This window comes from Pseudidiomarina xizangensis (genome assembly GCF_052541995.1).
This window is the reverse complement of record NZ_JBOBQA010000005.1, coordinates 115412-131879: the sequence shown is the minus strand read 5'-3', so window position 1 is coordinate 131879 and position 16468 is coordinate 115412. Positions and strand designations below refer to the sequence as shown.

Genomic DNA, 16468 nt, shown 5'->3' with positions numbered 1-16468 from the left:
GGCCTGTCATTGAGATCTACTTCATGAGTAAGTTTGTAAATAGCACAGAAATTAGTAAGTTACGCAACATCGCGATCATCGCGCACGTTGACCATGGTAAAACTACTTTGGTCGATAAGTTGTTGCATCAATCAGGCACTTTAGAGAGCCGTGGCGACGTTCAAGAGCGCATCATGGACAGCAACGATCTTGAAAAAGAACGTGGCATTACCATTTTGGCGAAAAACACCGCTATCGATTACAACGACTACCGCATCAATATTCTTGATACTCCAGGACACGCCGACTTTGGTGGTGAGGTTGAGCGTGTACTGTCGATGGCCGACTCGGTCTTATTGTTGGTGGACGCCGTTGACGGCCCGATGCCACAAACGCGTTTTGTGACCCAAAAAGCGTTCTCGCACGGCTTGAAACCCATTGTTGTTATCAACAAAATTGACCGCCCGGGCGCACGTCCAGACTGGGCCGTTGACCAGGTTTTTGACTTGTTTGACAACCTCGGCGCAAGTGACGAGCAGTTGGACTTCCCAATTGTCTTTGCCTCAGCTTTAAATGGTTTTGCAACGCTTGATCCAGCTGATCCGAGCGAAGACATGACCCCATTGTTTGAAACCATTATCAACCGCGTTGCAGCACCAGACGCTGACCGCGATGGTCCATTGCAAATGCAGGTGTCTCAGCTCGACTATTCGAGCTATCTGGGCATTATCGGTATCGGCCGGATTAAGCGCGGTACTTTGAAAGTGAATCAGCAAGTTACCATCGTTGGTGCTGATGGTTCGAAGCGTAACGGTAAAGTTGGTAAGGTATTTGGTTACCTTGGTTTGGATCGCATTGAAACTGAAGGCGCCCACGCCGGCGATATCGTTGCCTTCACTGGTTTAGGTGAACTGAAGATTTCTGACACCATTTGTGCTGCTGGCAGCGCAGAAGCACTGCCGCCGTTGACCGTCGACGAGCCAACCGTGACCATGACCTTCCAGGTCAATACCTCACCCTTTGCTGGTAAAGAAGGTAAATTCGTCACCTCGCGTCAAATCCTTGAGCGCTTGCAACAAGAGCTTATGCACAACGTTGCGTTGCGTGTTGAGGAAACCGATAACCCAGACCGCTTCCGTGTGTCGGGTCGGGGTGAATTGCACTTGGGCGTATTGATTGAAAATATGCGTCGTGAAGGTTTCGAACTGGCCGTTTCACGCCCAGAAGTTATCATCAAAGTTGAAGACGGTGTCACCCTCGAACCGTTCGAAAACCTGACCGTTGACATTGAAGAGCAAAGCCAAGGTCCAGTGATGGAAAAACTTGGTTTGCGTAAAGCTGAAATGACCAACATGACCCCAGACGGCAAAGGCCGTGTGCGCATTGACTTTATGGTGCCAAGTCGCGGTTTGATCGGTTTCCAAACCGAGTTCATGACACTAACATCTGGCTCAGGCTTGATGTACAAAACCTTTGACCATTATGGCCCGCATAAAGGCGGCAAGATCGGCCAGCGCATGAATGGCGTATTGATTTCAAATGCTACTGGTAAAGCGTTGACCTACGCCTTGTTTAACTTACAAGAGCGCGGCAAGCTGATGGCGTCACATGGTGATGAAGTCTACGAAGGTCAAATCATTGGTGTGCATAATCGTGGTAATGACTTAACGGTTAACTGTTTGAAAGGTAAACAGTTAACCAACGTACGCGCCTCAGGTACCGATGATGCATTAACCTTGTCGCCACCGATTCGCCTGAGCCTCGAGCAAGCATTAGAGTTTATTGACGATGACGAGCTGGTGGAAATCACGCCGAAATCGATTCGTATCCGTAAACGTTTACTGACTGAAAACGACCGTAAACGCGCCGGACGCAGCAAAGACGCTTAACTTTCTTTGTTGTTCGATCTAGTTTCAAAGGCCGCGACCACACAGTCGCGGCCTTTTTCTTTAGCTTGATAAAGTAACTTATCGGCTTCGTTTAACACTTTTTCGAACGACTCTGTTGCTCGCCAAAGGGTAACACCGGCGCTCAGAGTAACGTTAAACGTCGAACCCTCAGCGTTAAAACTGGTCTCGCGAAGTTGTTTGGCAAGACGCTCGATTACCACTTTGGCGTTCTTCTCATTACTACCATCTAACACTAGGGTGAACTCTTCACCCCCTGTTCGTGCGGCAATATCGACATCACGCACGGAGCGTTGCGCCAGCTTGCCTACCTTCTGCAGAACCTTATCGCCAACGCTATGTCCATAGCTGTCGTTAACTTTTTTAAAGTTATCCAGGTCAATCATCACTACCGCACTATCTTGCCCTTGCCGATCGGCTCGTTTGCGCAGCTGCTTTGCTTGGTTAATTAGCGCACGGCGGTTCAGTAAACCGGTTAAACTGTCGGTGGTGGCAAGGCGCTCAAGCTTCTGGTTAGTCAGCCGCAACTCTTCCGTGCGATTAGCAACTTCTTGTTCCAGCTTGGAGCTTAAATCAGCGAACGGCCGCGCGATACGACCAGCACTAATCCACCCGATACCGGCAAAACAAAGCGCTACTATCAAACCTATCCACACCGCTTGCCAACGCAGCTCCTGCACCAGCGCAAAAGCTTCGGATACCGGCTCGCGCACCCAAACCTGCCACTCGGGACCACGATAAGCTTCGCGTTCCCCAGTGCGAGCAAAGCCTACCACGTAATCTTCACCATCGGGCCAGCGTTGCACCCCGTAACCGCGTTGTTGTACCGCGTCACTGAGTTGCAATTGCACACTGTCCCTGCCGTCCAGCGCGGGGCCAAGCAAAACTTCATTCTCAGAACTGACAATGATTATTTCGGCATTCGGTAGATCGAGTAAACCGCGTTTCGCCAGGCGTTCAAGCTCCCGCACCCACTCCCAGTTAAGGTGACTACCGAACACACCCCAGATTGAACCATCGGGGCGTTTCAGCGGCACCGCAACATCAACGAAGCGCAGCGGCTCATCGCCTTCTGGGTTGAGAATACGTTCGAGCAACAGCGCACCATGCACATCACCGATAAAGTACGGCTGCTGCATGGCGCCTTGAAACCATGACCGTGCGCTTACATCAGCGCCTTCCAGCACATTATTTGAACTGATCAGGACTTCGCCGTCGGCTGAGGTGATACCCAGCCAAGCATAATTATCGTAACTTGAGTAAAGCGCCTGTACCAGTCGTTCCAGGCGTTGTTCTTGCAAGGCAGTTTGCGGAGCGTCAATGAGTTGTGCGGCAGTTTGCAGATCTCGCAAGCGCTCGAACATGCCTTGTTCGAGCTGATGCGTCATCTGTCCGGCTACGTGGGCCAGGCTGTTGCCAACTTGTTGTTCAATTTGCCGAGTTGCAGCCTGCGTTAAAATCGCGGTGATAATAACCGAAAGCAGTACGCCAAAACCGGCGTAAATCCAAAACCAACGTAGTTTCAGGTTAATCGGCACCAACATAATTACAAACTACCCGGCTGCGGCAACACGTAATAGAAGATCGCAAAGAAATGTAGAACACTGCCGGCCAATACAAACAGATGCCAAATGGCATGATGATACTTTAACGATGTCCAGACATAGAAAATAACCCCAAAGCTATAGGCTAAACCGCCGCCCAACAACAATAGTAAACCGCCCAAATCGACGGTATCGATCATCGGTTTGATTAATAAAACAGCCATCCAGCCTAAACCGAGGTAGAGACTTAACGACAGCCAATTTCTGCGTTTCTCCTGCGCAAGTTCGAGCACCACACCGACTATAGCGATGCTCCATGCGACCCCCAGCAGGGTCCAACCCCATGGTCCACGCAAATTAATCAAGGCAAACGGCGTGTAGGTTCCGGCAATCAGAAAATAAATGGCTGCATGATCAATATGTTGGAAAAACGACTTTACCCTCGGCCATGGAAAGGCGTGATACAGCGTCGAGGCGGTGTACAGTAAAATGAGGCTCGCACCATAGATACTTGCGCTCACGACATGCCAGACATTGCCATAGTGTGCTGACCAAACAACCATAACCACCAAGCCAATGATGCTCGCCACGGCGCCAATGCCGTGCGTTATTGCATGGGCGACTTCTTCCGCAATACTATAGGCTTTCTCTCTGCTTATAGGTTTAGTGCTCAATGGTGATCAGCCTCTGGGTCGTCTCGACCCGGTTTATGGTAATCACGACTGATTTGTTCCAACTTGCGCATGAACAGGTCGAATTCCCGTTCACTGTTGTAATCGAAATGGTATTTATTGTGGAACTCGAGGCGCATCTGCACGTTGTGTCCCTCAAGGAATACTGTATACCCATCATGATCTGTATAGGCAGTAATACCCTCGAGGGTATGTTTACCTTGCTCTGCTTTGCCATGCTCGTGAATTTTCTCATAAGCATCAAGTATGAGTCTTTGATCCACCTCATTTTTCATAAGTGCACTCCTAGTCGTTTGTCAGTATAACCTTAATGTGCGGCCTTTTCCCCCGAATTACAACCTCCTCAAGCAAACCTAAAACCGCAGTAGGGGCAGCCCTTACATTGTAAGGGCTGCCCCTACTTTTACATACATACATGAATGTTTGATTAAGTTCGGTTATAATGTCGGCAAGTTGTCTAGGTTGAGGTGGATTGTGGTTCGACGTACGAAGGCGGATGCGTTAACAACTCGGAACGAGTTGCTTGATGCGGCGGAACGTTTGTTTAGTAAGCGCGGGGTATCGAATACGTCGATGATGCAGGTCGCAGAGGCGGCTGGCGTGACGCGTGGCGCTATTTATCATCATTTTGAGAACAAGTTGGATCTCATTTACGCCTTGATGGAACGGGTAAGTTTACCCGTAGACGAGATGCGTGACGAGCTGCGCAAAGAGCATGAAAACGAACCTTTGCATCAATTACGCGAACGTTGTCTACATATCGTGCACCAGGTACAGAACGATCCGCACATGCAAGCTTTGGTGAATATTCTCTGTCATAAATGCGAATACATTGAAGATACACTACCTATTCACATGCGTCACTTAAGTGGCCGGAACGAGTGTATTGATGAGTGCGTGAAGTTGATTGAATTAGCGCAAAAGCAAGGCTCAGTGGCGAGAGATGTCGATCCGAGGATCACCATCATCAGTATGTTTGGTTTGATTGACGGGTTGTTTTACAACTGGTTGCTGGATACCGAATACTTCGACCTGATGACGGCGGCCCGCAGCGGCTTGGATAATTATTTGCGGGGCATTACCAAGCAGGGTGCTTAACCCTGCTTTTCGTTGCGCATACTTCGCTTCCAGCCTTTGTATTTACGATGCACACCGCGGGTCAGCGATTGAAAGTAATCTTCCACTATATCGACGCCAAAAAGTACCCCCACCACGACCACCGATAACTTCATCGCCACATCGAGATGACCCAGGCCTTATGGCAACACCGACCGAGGCCAGTACCCAAATGGTCGCCGCTGAGGTGACGCCAACGACAATGCCATCGCGTGCCAACATGACCCCGGCGCCTAAAAAACCAATGCCGGTGATGACCTGGCCGATGATGCGTGACGGATCCGTTGCTTCAGTGGTGATCGAGCTCGCCCCTACCAGAAACAAATAAGTGCCCAGCGTAATCAACGATGAGGTGCGAATGCCGACCGGTTTGCCGCGCATTTGCCGCTCAAGTCCAACCAAGGTGCCGCAAAACAGTGCTGTACCTATGGCTTCCCATTCGTATGGCGCAATGTCTAAAATCGCCGCCCAATCCAGTTGCACGGTTAGTCTCCCTGACTCATAAATTTACTCAGGAAACCGGCATCAAGTTCCGCGATTTTGTCGGCATTGGTTTTCGCAATACTGGCGATGGCCGGAGCAACCCAGGCATCCAGATTACACAACACCCCACGTAAATCAGTCATCGAGCGCACCGCACCGAATTGACCAGGCGAAGCTCCGGCAAGCAAAACTGTCTTACCTGCCCAAGGGTTAGTCTCAAGCCGCGAGCTCCAGTCGATGGCGTTTTTCAAAAGTGGTGGAATCGACGCGTTGTATTCAGGTGTAACCACAACAACTTTGCTGGATTCCTGAATTGCGGTTGCCAGTTTCTGAATATTACTGGGAATGCCATTTTCCTCTTCGTAATCACCATTATAAATCGGCGCATCAAGCTCAGCAGGTGGATAAACGTAATATTGCTCACCGTTGGCTGCGGCAACTTCTGCTAAACGTTGTTGTAGGCATCGATTAATGGACGCCTTGCGGCTGCTTCCAGCAATAATCAGTAAACTCATTTTCGTCCCTCCTGCATAGCTTCAATAAAGGCGTCGGATTCTGCGATCGCCGTTTCCATTTCTGCAATCAACTCGGCCACATCAGCTTGTAAGCTGCGGTATTCGCCGCGAATAGCATCGACGGCCGCGGCATTTAAATTGTGTTTTAAATACAACACATTATCCTGCAGTTTGTCCAATACTGGATCCATGGTCGCAGCGGCGCGTTCCATACTTTGCAACAAATTGGCGTAGCGCCGCTCAGTATCACGTAGTGAGCGTTCACTTTGTCGACGTAACCTATCGTTACTGTACTCGCTTAACTCATTTTCCCATTCAGCAAAGAGATCCTGAGCGACATCATCAATGGCTTCAATACGATCGTAAACCCGTTTTGCAGCGCTTTTGCTGGCTTCATAGTCGTCATTGAGTTTGTTGTATTGCGCTTCGAGTTCACCGCCGTCAAGCTGCAACATCGCGTCGAGGCGTTGCAGTGCTGACTTAAACTCTTGCTGTGCATCGGCTTGCGCGTCGCGGGCATCATCGACCCGGTCGACCAGTATATCGCGCTTATGTACGCCGACCTTTTCCATCGCACCGTAATAAGCACTTTGACACCCAGCCACGGCTAAAACCATAACCGCTGTTGCTAACCATCGCATCACGGATCCTCCTAATAGGGTAATTCGGTACCATCCCAGTGTAGCAGTTTGCCGCTATCGCCCGTAGCTAATTTTTCAACCACTGCAGCGATACGTGCCGCCGACTGGGCGGGGCTGTAGAGCTTATCGGCTGGCAACCGGTCTTGAAACGGTTTAGATAATCCGGTATCGGTAGTTCCCGGATGCATCGCGGCAATCACCAACTGTTTATGACTACGAGCCAGCTCGATCGCTGCAGTTTTCAGCAACATATTCAGTGCCGCCTTGCTGGCACGATAGCTGTACCATCCGCCTAAATAATTATCCGTAATGCTGCCAACTTTAGCGCTTAACTGCAGCCAAAATGCTGGAGCTTTGCGGGGTAATTTGGGTACCAGTTGCTGCAACAATAAAATCGGCAAGATAGTGTTCACTTGAAATGAAGCTTCCAGCTGTTCGGCGTTCACTGCGCCCAAGTGTTTCTCCGGCATGAATTCGGCGTTGTGTAAGACTCCCAGGGTGCTAATCACCCCACTTAAATCAGCCAATGACGCCACTGCATCCGCCACCTGTTCTGGATGATAACCTTGAACTTGCACGCAACTAAGCGCATCGTGTGTTATCGACAAGCGGCTGCGACTCCAGGCGGTTACGCGCCAGCCGACGGTTAAATAATACTCCACCAACGCTTGACCAACTCCCCCCGAAGCACCGATGATCAGCACATGTGACTGCTTTTCAGTGTTCATTCTTACCCCTTGTTTGAGTCGCAGAAAACATAAATACCTTGTCTAACTTTACGCAAGACCCGCGGTTTGGGATTATAGTGTTAGCAACTTAAAGTAAATTAAGGACTTTGATGAGTCAGGAACCAGCTTCAACACCTTCAGTTTGGCGTGCTCGCTGCGGCTGTGCGGTGGCGTTCATTAAGTATTTTGGTAAGCGTTGTATCGACGACAAAGTCACCATCATTGCTGGTCATCTGACCTTTGTCAGTATGCTTGCACTGGTACCATTGTTAGTGGTGATGTTCTCGATATTTTCAGCATTCCCGATGTTTGAAACCATGCGTGGCGAGCTGGAAGATATCCTGTTTGCCAATTTATTACCGACCTCAGGCGAAGAAATTACCGGCTATTTAAACGACTTTGTCGGGAACGTCTCCGAAATGACAGCTATAGGTGTGGTTTTCGTCATTGTGGTGGCGATCAATCTTATTTCCACCATCGATGCCACCATGAACCGTATTTGGCGCAATACCAGACGCCGCCGCTGGGCGGTTGCCTTGGCAGTGTATTGGATGATTCTAACGCTGGGCCCGCTGCTAATTGGTTCAGGTATCGCGGTCAGCTCGTACTTGGTGTCACTGGCGAGCTTCGCAGATAATTATGTCTCGGGCTTTCGCACCGCGCTGCTGAGTTTTGTGCCGGTGATTACCTCAACCATCGCCTTCATGCTGATGTACGTAATGTTGCCCAACCGTGTTGTCAAAGTACGCCACGCCTTCTGGGGCGCACTGCTGGCAGCGGTACTATTCGAAACAAGTAAAGCTGGATTCGCCGCCTATATCGCTGCCTTCCCATCCTATCAGGCTATCTACGGTGCTTTGGCTGCGATCCCGATTCTGTTACTGTGGATCTTCTTGTCTTGGACCATTGTTTTGATTGGCGCAGAACTGACCGCCAGTATCGAAGAATTTTTTGAGGATACCGATGAAAGCGCTACTGCAACGTGTGACGAAAGCACAAGTTGATATTGCCGGAAAAACTGTAGGTAGTATCGATCAAGGCGTACTGATTTTACTTGGCATCACGCCGGAAGACACTGCCGCAGTAGCTGAGAAGCTCGCTGCTCGTGTCGCCGGATATCGGTTATTCAGTGATGCCGACGATAAAATGAATTTAAGTCTAAGCGACATCGATGGCGGAGCTCTGGTGGTTTCCCAGTTTACTCTCGCCGCCGACACCAACAGCGGCCGACGGCCAAGCTTCTCCAGCGCGGCACAGCCGGCTCAAGCCGAGTCACTTTACCGTGTCTTTGTCGAACATCTTAATGCCCTGGGTATTCAGGTCGCGACCGGCGAATTTGGCGCCGATATGCAGGTTTCCTTAACCAATGATGGTCCAGTCACCTTGTTACTGGATACGGAGAAGAGCTAGCCTATGTACAAGGTGATCACACCTACCAGCGAGCATGACTGGCAAACCTATTTTGATTTGCGCTATCGGGTGTTACGCGAGCCATTCCAACGCCCGCGGGGCTCCGAGCAAGATGAATACGACCAGGTGGGTTCGCATCGCATGGTGGTGAATGACGCGGGCACCGCAGTCGCGGTCGGACGTTTGCACTTTAATAATCCTGACGAAGGCCAGATCCGCTTTATGGCATCGACGCCTGAGCATCGCGGTGAAGGCCACGGTGTTGCCATCGTCCATGCGTTAGAGCAGCTCGCTCGCCATGAGGGTGCGAAACATATTGTGATTAATTCGCGCGACAACACTTTAGGCTTTTATCAGAAATGTGGTTACCAGTTGGTGGAAGAAGCCGATACTGTTGCCAACCCAACCGCTGAACATCAGTTACGCAAACTGTTGACTGAGCACAACCGCATTATTTACCGTCCTGACTGGTGTCAGGAGTTGCAGGCCACCTGGCACGAGGAAATTCCGATCTCAGAAACCATGGGCATTCGTATTAGCCAATACACCGGTCGTGAATTAGAAACCAAAGCACGGCTATCACGCAACATTAACGTACACGGCACCATGTTCGCCGGCAGTATTTATTCTCTTGCCACCTTGACGTGCTGGGGGTTGCTGCATTTACAATTGCGCGAGCGGAAGCTACAAGGGGCCGTGGTGCTGGCTGACGGTAATATTCATTACCATAAGCCGATCACTCGTAAACCGCGGGCCATTGCCCGACTGTTCGAAATGAATGGCGACCTTTCGAGTTTACAACGTGGCCAAAATGCGCGAGTGAATCTAAAATCTCAAGTATTTGATGGCGATAAACCCGTGGCGGAATTTATCGGACAGTTTGTGGTACTGGCAAAGAACGATTAGAAGGACGTAAGCATGAGTGAATCATTATCCGCCCAGCAGTTGTTACGCATCCGCAGTAGACTTGAGTCCGTTGTGGCTGAGCAGCCTGACAGCCGCACTGCTGATTCGGCTAGCGCCGCCTTGGAACGCATCCGTAAGGGTGAATATGGCTATTGCATTGAGTGCGGCGACGAAATATCCGCAGCCCGACTTGCGGCAAAGCCTGACGTCGCACTTTGTGTCGACTGCCAGGCATTACAAGACGAAGAGGACGCTTAAACGTCCTCTAACACGGCTCCCGCAGTAATCAGCTCACCCAATTTACCGCTGTAAACCAAGCTAGCCGCAGCTTCAATGTCTGGAGCGAAGAAGCGATCCTGATCGTAATAAGCGACTTTCTCACGTATCAGTCCATGTGCTTGCTCAATCACCGCAGAACCATGCAACGGCCGACGGAAGTCAATGCCCTGGGCCGCTTCAAGTAACTCAATGGCGACGATGTCACGCACGTTTTGCGCAATATCTGTTAAGCGGCGCGCCGCAAACGTTGCCATGGATACGTGGTCTTCCTGATTAGCAGAAGTCGGCAAGCTATCTACTGAAGCCGGATGCGCCAGAGTTTTGTTCTCTGATGCTAAGGCTGCGGCAGTCACTTGCGCCAGCATGAAGCCAGAATTGACACCACCGTCGTTGACCAAAAATGGCGGTAGGTTACTCAAATGATGATCAATAAGCAGCGCACTGCGACGTTCCGACAAAGCGCCGATTTCACTTGCTGCAATGGCCAGAATATCGGCTGCGATCGCCACCGGTTCAGCATGGAAGTTACCACCTGAAATAATGTCACCGTTGTCAGGGAACACCAGCGGATTATCGGTTACACCATTTGCTTCACGCCTCAAAATCGCACTAACGTGCTGCAATTGATCGTAGATGGCGCCCATCACCTGAGGTTGGCAACGCAGTGAATAAGGGTCTTGCACCTTTTCACAATTCTCGTGGTCATGAGCGATTTCCGAGCTTTCGGTTAGCAATTGTCGGAACGTTGCAGCAACCGCGATTTGTCCTGGCTGACCGCGTACTTCATGCACCCGGGCATCGAAAGGAGCGCGCGAACCCATGGCGGCTTCCACAGACATCGCACCCGCGACAATAGCGCTGTGGAACACTCGCTCAATTTGAAACAGTCCGTGCAACGCCAGCGCGGTAGAGGCTTGCGTACCGTTCAGCAAAGCCAGACCTTCTTTTGGTGCCAGTGCCAGCGGTTGCATGCCAATTTTCGCGAGGGCTTCACTGGCTGGATAAACATTGCCTTTATAGCGCACGTGACCTTCGCCTATCAGCGGCAATACCATGTGCGCCAATGGCGCCAAATCGCCAGACGCACCGACCGAACCTTTGCTCGGTACACATGGGTACATCTGCGCGTTCAGCAACGTCATTAAGGCATCAATCACCACTTGGCGGATACCAGAAAAACCGCGGCTAAGCGAGTTAATCTTTAATAACAGCATCAGGCGTACTACGGTATCGTTCATCAGTTCACCGGTACCGGCAGCATGAGATAATACGATCCGACGTTGCAGGTCTTCCAGTTTTTCAGGTGGAATACGCGTGCTGGCAAGCAAACCGAAACCGGTATTGATGCCATACACAACCTTACCTTTCGCCAGGACTGATGAAACCGTTTCTGAAGAACGTTGAATGGCGACTTTGGCGTCATTATGCAGCGCCAGCTGCTGTGGTGCCTGCCACCATTGGCGTAATTGACTGCGGGTAAGTGTGCCAGGTTGTAAGGTAAATACTGCCATTAGTTGTTCTCCACCATCGGTAAATCAAGACCTTGTTCTTTTGCGCACTGAATCGCAATGTCGTAACCGGCATCGGCGTGACGCATCACTCCCGTACCCGGGTCATTCCAAAGTACACGACCAATGCGCGTTGCTGCCGCGTCGGTACCATCGGCGACGATCACCAACCCAGCGTGCTGCGAATAGCCCATGCCTACGCCACCGCCGTGGTGCAGGCTGACCCAAGTGGCACCACCTGCAGTATTTAACAGCGCGTTCAGCAATGGCCAGTCAGACACCGCATCGGATCCGTCGAGCATGCTCTCAGTTTCACGGTTCGGGCTGGCAACTGAACCGGAGTCCAAATGATCGCGACCAATCACCACTGGCGCTTTTAACTCGCCGGTTTTAACCATTTCATTGAAAGCTTGAGCGATGCGGGCGCGATCTTTCAAACCGATCCAGCAAATTCGTGCCGGTAGCCCCTGAAAGCTGATGCGCTCGCGCGCCATGTCCAACCAGTTATGCAAATGTGGGTCGTCAGGAATAAGTTCTTTAACCTTAGCGTCAGTTTTGTAAATATCTTCCGGATCGCCAGAGAGTGCGACCCAACGGAAAGGGCCAATACCTTCACAGAATAACGGGCGAATATAAGCAGGCACGAAGCCGGGGAAATCAAACGCGTCCTCAACGCCAACGTCCTTCGCCATCTGTCGGATGTTGTTGCCGTAATCAAGCGTTGCTGCACCGCGTTCTTGCAGTGTCAGCATAGCTTTCACCTGCACAGCCATGGATTGTTTTGCCGCCTGTACCGTGACTTCTGGCGCGCTTTCCTGCTTCGCCTGATAGTCTTCCAGGGTCCAGCCTTGTGGTAAATAGCCGTGCAGCGGATCGTGCGCAGAGGTTTGGTCAGTTACAACATCAGGGGTGATATTACGCTCAACCAGTTCAGCATAAACATCAGCGGCATTGCCGAGCAGTCCTACGGAAATTGCCTTGCCGTCTCGCTTTGCCTGTTCCAGCAGTTGCAAGGCGGCGTCGAGAGATGTCGCCTTGTGGTCGAGGTAGCGCGTGCGTAAACGAAAATCGATACGCGACTCGTCAACTTCAACGGCGAGCATGCTGTAACCCGCCATGGTCGCTGCCAGTGGCTGTGCGCCACCCATACCACCGAGACCACCGGTGATAATCCAGCGGCCCGTGGTATCGCCGTTAAAGTGTTGTTTCGCTACTGACACAAAGGTCTCGTAAGTACCCTGGACAATGCCTTGCGAACCAATGTAGATCCACGAACCTGCGGTCATCTGGCCATACATCATCAGACCTTGCTTATCGAGTTCGTTGAAGTGTTCCCACGTCGCCCATTCCGGCACTAAATTGGAGTTCGCGATCAACACCCGCGGCGCATCTTCGTGAGTAGGAAACACACCTACCGGCTTGCCTGACTGCACCAATAGGGTTTCGGTTGGTTTTAACCGATCTAAAACTTCAACAATCTTGTCGTAACTTTCCCAGCTGCGTGCTGCGCGGCCAATTCCGCCGTACACGACTAACGCGTGCGGATGTTCGGCAACTTCAGCATCAAGGTTATTCATTAACATACGTTTTGCGGCTTCAACCTGCCAGTTACAGGTCGTCAGTTCACTACCACGCGGAGCGCGAATCGTACGGCTTTGATCGAGTCGGGTAAAGCTCATGATGAGTTCCTTTTTTATATAATCCAAGTTCTTACAATACTGCCGGTGTAGCACCAAACTGCAAATGTCCGCCGAGGCTGAAACGCGAGCCAGGATGGGTCAAAATAGCGTAGGTCACCACACCTTCCGCACTCCAGGTGCGGCGGTGAATACGTAAACACGGTTCTGGGCGAGTCAATTTCAGCCACTGACAAATTTGTGGACTGGGTGAGACCGCTTCGATCTCGTGACTTGCTTCCGTTAACGGCGACACTTCACACAAATACTCGTGCGGTGTCAGTTGCTGGTAGTCTTGCTGTAAATAAGCACTAGCCATGGCTGGGTTCACATAGCGCTCTTCCACTTGTACCGGCAATTCATTTTCAAAATGGCTAATCACCGAGTGATACACCGTTGCACCAGGGGGAAGTTTAAGCATTTCTGCCACTAAATCTGAAGCTGCCTCTTTGCGCAGCACATGCACTTGCGAATGGTAGTCATGTTGTCTTGCGCGAATTTCATCGGCGATATTACGAATCGCCATAAACGACGTTTGTGACTTGATCGGCGCAACAAAAGTACCGGAGCCTTTGGTTCGAATCACCAGGCCTTCATCAGACAATTCCTGCAACGCGCGACGCGCAGTCATGCGGCTCACTTTGAACTGCAGAGCTAGCGCATTCTCAGAACTGACCGGATGATGTTCCGGCCATTCGCCCGAAGCAATTTTGCTGTAGATATGCTGTTTAATTGCAGAAAATTTAGCCATCAGAATGCTCACCTTTATGTGGTTATCGCAAGGATGTGCTAGAGTGTAGGCAACTGCATTTGTATATACAAGCAAATTTAGGGAGAAAGTTGTATGACTCTGCCACAACAACAGATAAAAAATGTAACGGTTGCCACGCTGCAAGGCGATGGCTATGGCCTGCTACATGATGCTGTAGTGTGTATTGACGGTGAGCAGATAAGCTTTGTCGGTCATGCCGATGACGCTCCGGCGGCACCAGCCGATGGTGAGGTTATTGACGGCCAGGGTCAGTTGCTGACCCCCGGCTTAATCGATTGCCACACTCACTTGGTTTGGGCTGGTTCGCGTGCCGATGAATTCGCCCGCCGCTTACATGGCGCAAGTTACGCTGATATCGCTGCGCAAGGCGGTGGTATTGCCGCCACCGTACGTGCCACTCGTGAAGCCAGTCAGGAACAATTGGTCGCACTCACGGGGCCGCGCTTGCGTGCGCTCATGGCAGAAGGCGTAACCACAGTTGAGATAAAATCAGGTTATGGATTGTCGCTGGCCGATGAACGTAAACAGTTGCGTGCGGCAAGACAGTTGGGGCAGACGCATCCGGTCAGTGTGCAAACGACCTTGTTAGCGGCGCATGCCTTACCTCCTGAATTTAAAGACCGCAGCGATGCTTACATAGACTCAGTGGTTGAAGAAATCTTACCTACTCTGGCGGCGGAGGGGCTTGCCGATGCGGTCGACGCATTTTGTGAATCCGTCGGCTTCAGCCCGGCGCAAACGGAGCGCGTGTTCGCTAAAGCCACAGCACTCGGTCTCCCGGTTAAGTTGCACGCCGAGCAGTTAAGTAACCAGCATGGTAGTGCGCTGGCGGCAAGCTATCAGGCGTTGTCGTGCGATCATTTAGAGTATTTAGATGAAGCTGGGGTTAAAGCAATGGCGGCCAGTGGCACAGTCGCTGTGGTGTTGCCGGGTGCGTTTTACTTTCTCCGCGAATCCAAGCTACCGCCGATTGCACTGCTGCGCGAACACGGTGTTCCCATCGCTTTGGCTACGGATGCCAATCCAGGTACCTCACCGATCCTTAGTTTGCAGCTGATGCTGCAAATGGGCGCGACCTTTTTCCGTATGACACCGGAAGAGTGTTTGCGTGGTGTGACTTGCAACGCCGCAAAGGCCCTCGGCCTCAGCGACCGTGGTCAAGTTAAAGCAGGTTTACGAGCAGATTTGTGTTTATGGAACTGTAGCGACCCAGCCGAGCTTACCTATCAGTTTGGTACCGAGCGGCTGACGGCCTGTTGGCATCAAGGTCTACGTCGTTGATAGCCATGCAAGTAAGCAAGCACTAACTCACTTAATAACTGGGCGATGGCTGCATCGCCCGCTTCACGACCCGCCGGGTGCAAACTCGGCGCCGCTTCTGCCAGATGCAAATAGCGCGTATGCGAAACCGCCGCCAGTTCGGCTACATAGGTGTAAGCCTGCGCGATAGTTAAACCATTAAAATTGATAGCACTGGCTGGTACGCCTTGCAACGCATCCACGTCCACTTCAATTCCCAGCGGCCGACTCCACGCCTCGGCTTGCGCGCGCAACGCCGCCAACTGCTCGCTCCAATTGCCCTGATAAAGTTGATGGACACTGGTGTAGGTAAAGCCGGTATCACTGAGTTGGCGTAAACTTTCCGCGTTGTTTTTACCTTCGTGCAAGCCCACCACATGATAGTTTGCTAAAAAACCGTCGGTGCAGGCGTAGCTAAAACCATTACCACTATGCCGACCCTCGCGCGCACGAAAATCCGCATGCGGATCAAGATTCATGGCTGCGACCTGGGTGTTTACAGCTTCACTGAGACTGCGTAATAACGGATAAGCATTATTGTGCCCACCACCGATGAGAATCACTTCAAAGCCAGCGCTGAATAAGGGTACCAGCGCTTGCATTACACGTTGATCAAGTTGACTACAGAGTTCACGCAATGCGTTCAATTGGCTAGGTTCGTTGGTACGCAAAGCAGCAGCTTGTTGCTGTAAATCTTCACACTCTACCTGACCTACCAACAGTAGCTCCTGACTAGCGATAAACGGCGTTGCCTGTAAATTACACAAGCCTTTTAACGCCGCGGGCCAAGCGGTTTCCGCGCCGCTGCGGCCAAGATTGCCACGTGGTCCGATGCTTTCTGGCACACCAAGAATCGCGATGCGCCCGCCTTGCTGGTAAGCAGCATCAAGCGCGTCACGGTAGGATTTCGCGTTGGTAATTTCAGGCAATGCGTGTATCGTCTGCCCGAGCCGAGCTTCGCCCTGGCGTGGCGTACACCACGCGCTAGGGTCACAACTGGATAGGTACATAAG

At 51.3% G+C, this 16468-nt stretch carries 17 protein-coding genes and 1 pseudogene; 7 read left to right on the top strand and 11 right to left on the bottom strand.

The window, feature by feature from the left end; all coding sequences use genetic code 11:
• Nucleotides 1-23: 23 nt before the first annotated feature.
• The gene (gene typA, locus ACQ5ES_RS11015) at nt 24-1868 is read left to right on the top strand and encodes a translational GTPase TypA (protein WP_445016793.1); all 1845 of its coding nucleotides are present in this window, start codon (nt 24-26) and stop codon (nt 1866-1868) included.
• Here typA and ACQ5ES_RS11010 read toward each other — a convergent pair.
• The 3 genes from ACQ5ES_RS11010 to ACQ5ES_RS11000 are packed head-to-tail and all read right to left on the bottom strand — an operon-like array spanning nt 1865 to nt 4397.
• A complete protein-coding gene (locus ACQ5ES_RS11010) occupies nt 1865-3430 on the bottom strand; it encodes a sensor domain-containing diguanylate cyclase (protein WP_445016791.1) in 1566 nt (521 codons plus the stop codon). The genes typA and ACQ5ES_RS11010 overlap by 4 nt on opposite strands.
• 2 nt (nt 3431-3432) lie before the next feature.
• The gene (gene trhA / locus ACQ5ES_RS11005; protein WP_445016789.1) at nt 3433-4104 is read right to left on the bottom strand and encodes a PAQR family membrane homeostasis protein TrhA; all 672 of its coding nucleotides are present in this window, start codon (nt 4102-4104) and stop codon (nt 3433-3435) included.
• Nucleotides 4101-4397: a DUF3081 family protein gene (locus tag ACQ5ES_RS11000; protein ID WP_445016787.1), complete on the bottom strand. Its 297-nt coding sequence runs from the start codon at nt 4395-4397 to the stop codon at nt 4101-4103. The genes trhA and ACQ5ES_RS11000 overlap by 4 nt, the downstream gene beginning before the upstream one ends.
• Before the next feature lie 199 nt (nt 4398-4596).
• On the opposite strand from ACQ5ES_RS11000, the gene ACQ5ES_RS10995 reads away from it, so the two are divergent.
• Nucleotides 4597-5220, top strand: coding sequence for a TetR family transcriptional regulator (locus ACQ5ES_RS10995; RefSeq protein WP_445016785.1), 624 nt, complete (start codon nt 4597-4599; stop codon nt 5218-5220).
• Here the strand turns inward: ACQ5ES_RS10995 and ACQ5ES_RS10990 are convergent.
• The 4 genes and pseudogenes from ACQ5ES_RS10990 to ACQ5ES_RS10975 all read right to left on the bottom strand — a co-directional run bounded on the left by ACQ5ES_RS10990 (nt 5217) and on the right by ACQ5ES_RS10975 (nt 7605).
• Nucleotides 5217-5715: pseudogene (locus tag ACQ5ES_RS10990) on the bottom strand (MgtC/SapB family protein). The gene ACQ5ES_RS10995 and the pseudogene ACQ5ES_RS10990 overlap by 4 nt on opposite strands.
• Before the next feature lie 8 nt (nt 5716-5723).
• Nucleotides 5724-6236: an NADPH-dependent FMN reductase gene (locus ACQ5ES_RS10985; RefSeq protein WP_445016783.1), complete on the bottom strand. Its 513-nt coding sequence runs from the start codon at nt 6234-6236 to the stop codon at nt 5724-5726.
• Complete coding sequence (locus tag ACQ5ES_RS10980) at nt 6233-6877, bottom strand: DUF2959 domain-containing protein (protein WP_445016887.1); 645 nt, start codon at nt 6875-6877, stop codon at nt 6233-6235. The genes ACQ5ES_RS10985 and ACQ5ES_RS10980 overlap by 4 nt, the downstream gene beginning before the upstream one ends.
• 11 nt (nt 6878-6888) lie before the next feature.
• Nucleotides 6889-7605, bottom strand: a complete 717-nt coding sequence (locus ACQ5ES_RS10975) for an SDR family NAD(P)-dependent oxidoreductase (RefSeq protein ID WP_445016781.1) — start codon at nt 7603-7605, stop codon at nt 6889-6891.
• Between the two features lie 110 nt (nt 7606-7715).
• On the opposite strand from ACQ5ES_RS10975, the gene ACQ5ES_RS10970 reads away from it, so the two are divergent.
• Genes ACQ5ES_RS10970 through ACQ5ES_RS10955 form a run of 4 tightly spaced genes read left to right on the top strand, consistent with a single transcriptional unit; the run spans nt 7716 to nt 10179 of the window.
• A complete protein-coding gene (locus tag ACQ5ES_RS10970) occupies nt 7716-8609 on the top strand; it encodes a virulence factor BrkB family protein (RefSeq protein WP_445016779.1) in 894 nt (297 codons plus the stop codon).
• Nucleotides 8569-9015 carry a D-aminoacyl-tRNA deacylase gene (dtd, locus tag ACQ5ES_RS10965; RefSeq protein WP_445016777.1) on the top strand — a complete coding sequence of 149 codons (447 nt, stop codon included), beginning with the start codon at nt 8569-8571 and terminating at the stop codon, nt 9013-9015. Before ACQ5ES_RS10970 ends, dtd begins: the two co-directional genes overlap by 41 nt.
• A 3-nt stretch (nt 9016-9018) precedes the next feature.
• The gene (locus ACQ5ES_RS10960; RefSeq protein ID WP_445016775.1) at nt 9019-9921 is read left to right on the top strand and encodes a bifunctional GNAT family N-acetyltransferase/hotdog fold thioesterase; all 903 of its coding nucleotides are present in this window, start codon (nt 9019-9021) and stop codon (nt 9919-9921) included.
• Nucleotides 9922-9933: 12 nt separating this feature from the next.
• Nucleotides 9934-10179 (top strand): TraR/DksA family transcriptional regulator, encoded by a 246-nt coding sequence (locus tag ACQ5ES_RS10955; RefSeq protein ID WP_445016773.1) that lies wholly within the window; start codon nt 9934-9936, stop codon nt 10177-10179.
• Here ACQ5ES_RS10955 and hutH read toward each other — a convergent pair.
• Genes hutH through hutC form a run of 3 tightly spaced genes read right to left on the bottom strand, consistent with a single transcriptional unit; the run spans nt 10176 to nt 14135 of the window.
• Nucleotides 10176-11711 (bottom strand): histidine ammonia-lyase, encoded by a 1536-nt coding sequence (gene hutH, locus ACQ5ES_RS10950; protein WP_445016771.1) that lies wholly within the window; start codon nt 11709-11711, stop codon nt 10176-10178. The two genes, ACQ5ES_RS10955 and hutH, sit on opposite strands and share 4 nt — an antisense overlap.
• A complete protein-coding gene (gene hutU / locus ACQ5ES_RS10945) occupies nt 11711-13387 on the bottom strand; it encodes a urocanate hydratase (protein ID WP_445016769.1) in 1677 nt (558 codons plus the stop codon). The genes hutH and hutU overlap by 1 nt, the downstream gene beginning before the upstream one ends.
• A 31-nt stretch (nt 13388-13418) precedes the next feature.
• The gene (hutC, locus tag ACQ5ES_RS10940; protein ID WP_445016767.1) at nt 13419-14135 is read right to left on the bottom strand and encodes a histidine utilization transcriptional repressor HutC; all 717 of its coding nucleotides are present in this window, start codon (nt 14133-14135) and stop codon (nt 13419-13421) included.
• Between the two features lie 93 nt (nt 14136-14228).
• Between hutC and hutI the strand changes: the two genes are divergently transcribed.
• Nucleotides 14229-15437, top strand: a complete 1209-nt coding sequence (gene hutI, locus ACQ5ES_RS10935) for an imidazolonepropionase (protein ID WP_445016765.1) — start codon at nt 14229-14231, stop codon at nt 15435-15437.
• On the opposite strand, the gene ACQ5ES_RS10930 is transcribed toward hutI, so the two are convergent.
• Nucleotides 15419-16465 (bottom strand): formimidoylglutamase, encoded by a 1047-nt coding sequence (locus ACQ5ES_RS10930; protein WP_445016763.1) that lies wholly within the window; start codon nt 16463-16465, stop codon nt 15419-15421. The two genes, hutI and ACQ5ES_RS10930, sit on opposite strands and share 19 nt — an antisense overlap.
• Nucleotides 16466-16468: the final 3 nt, after the last annotated feature.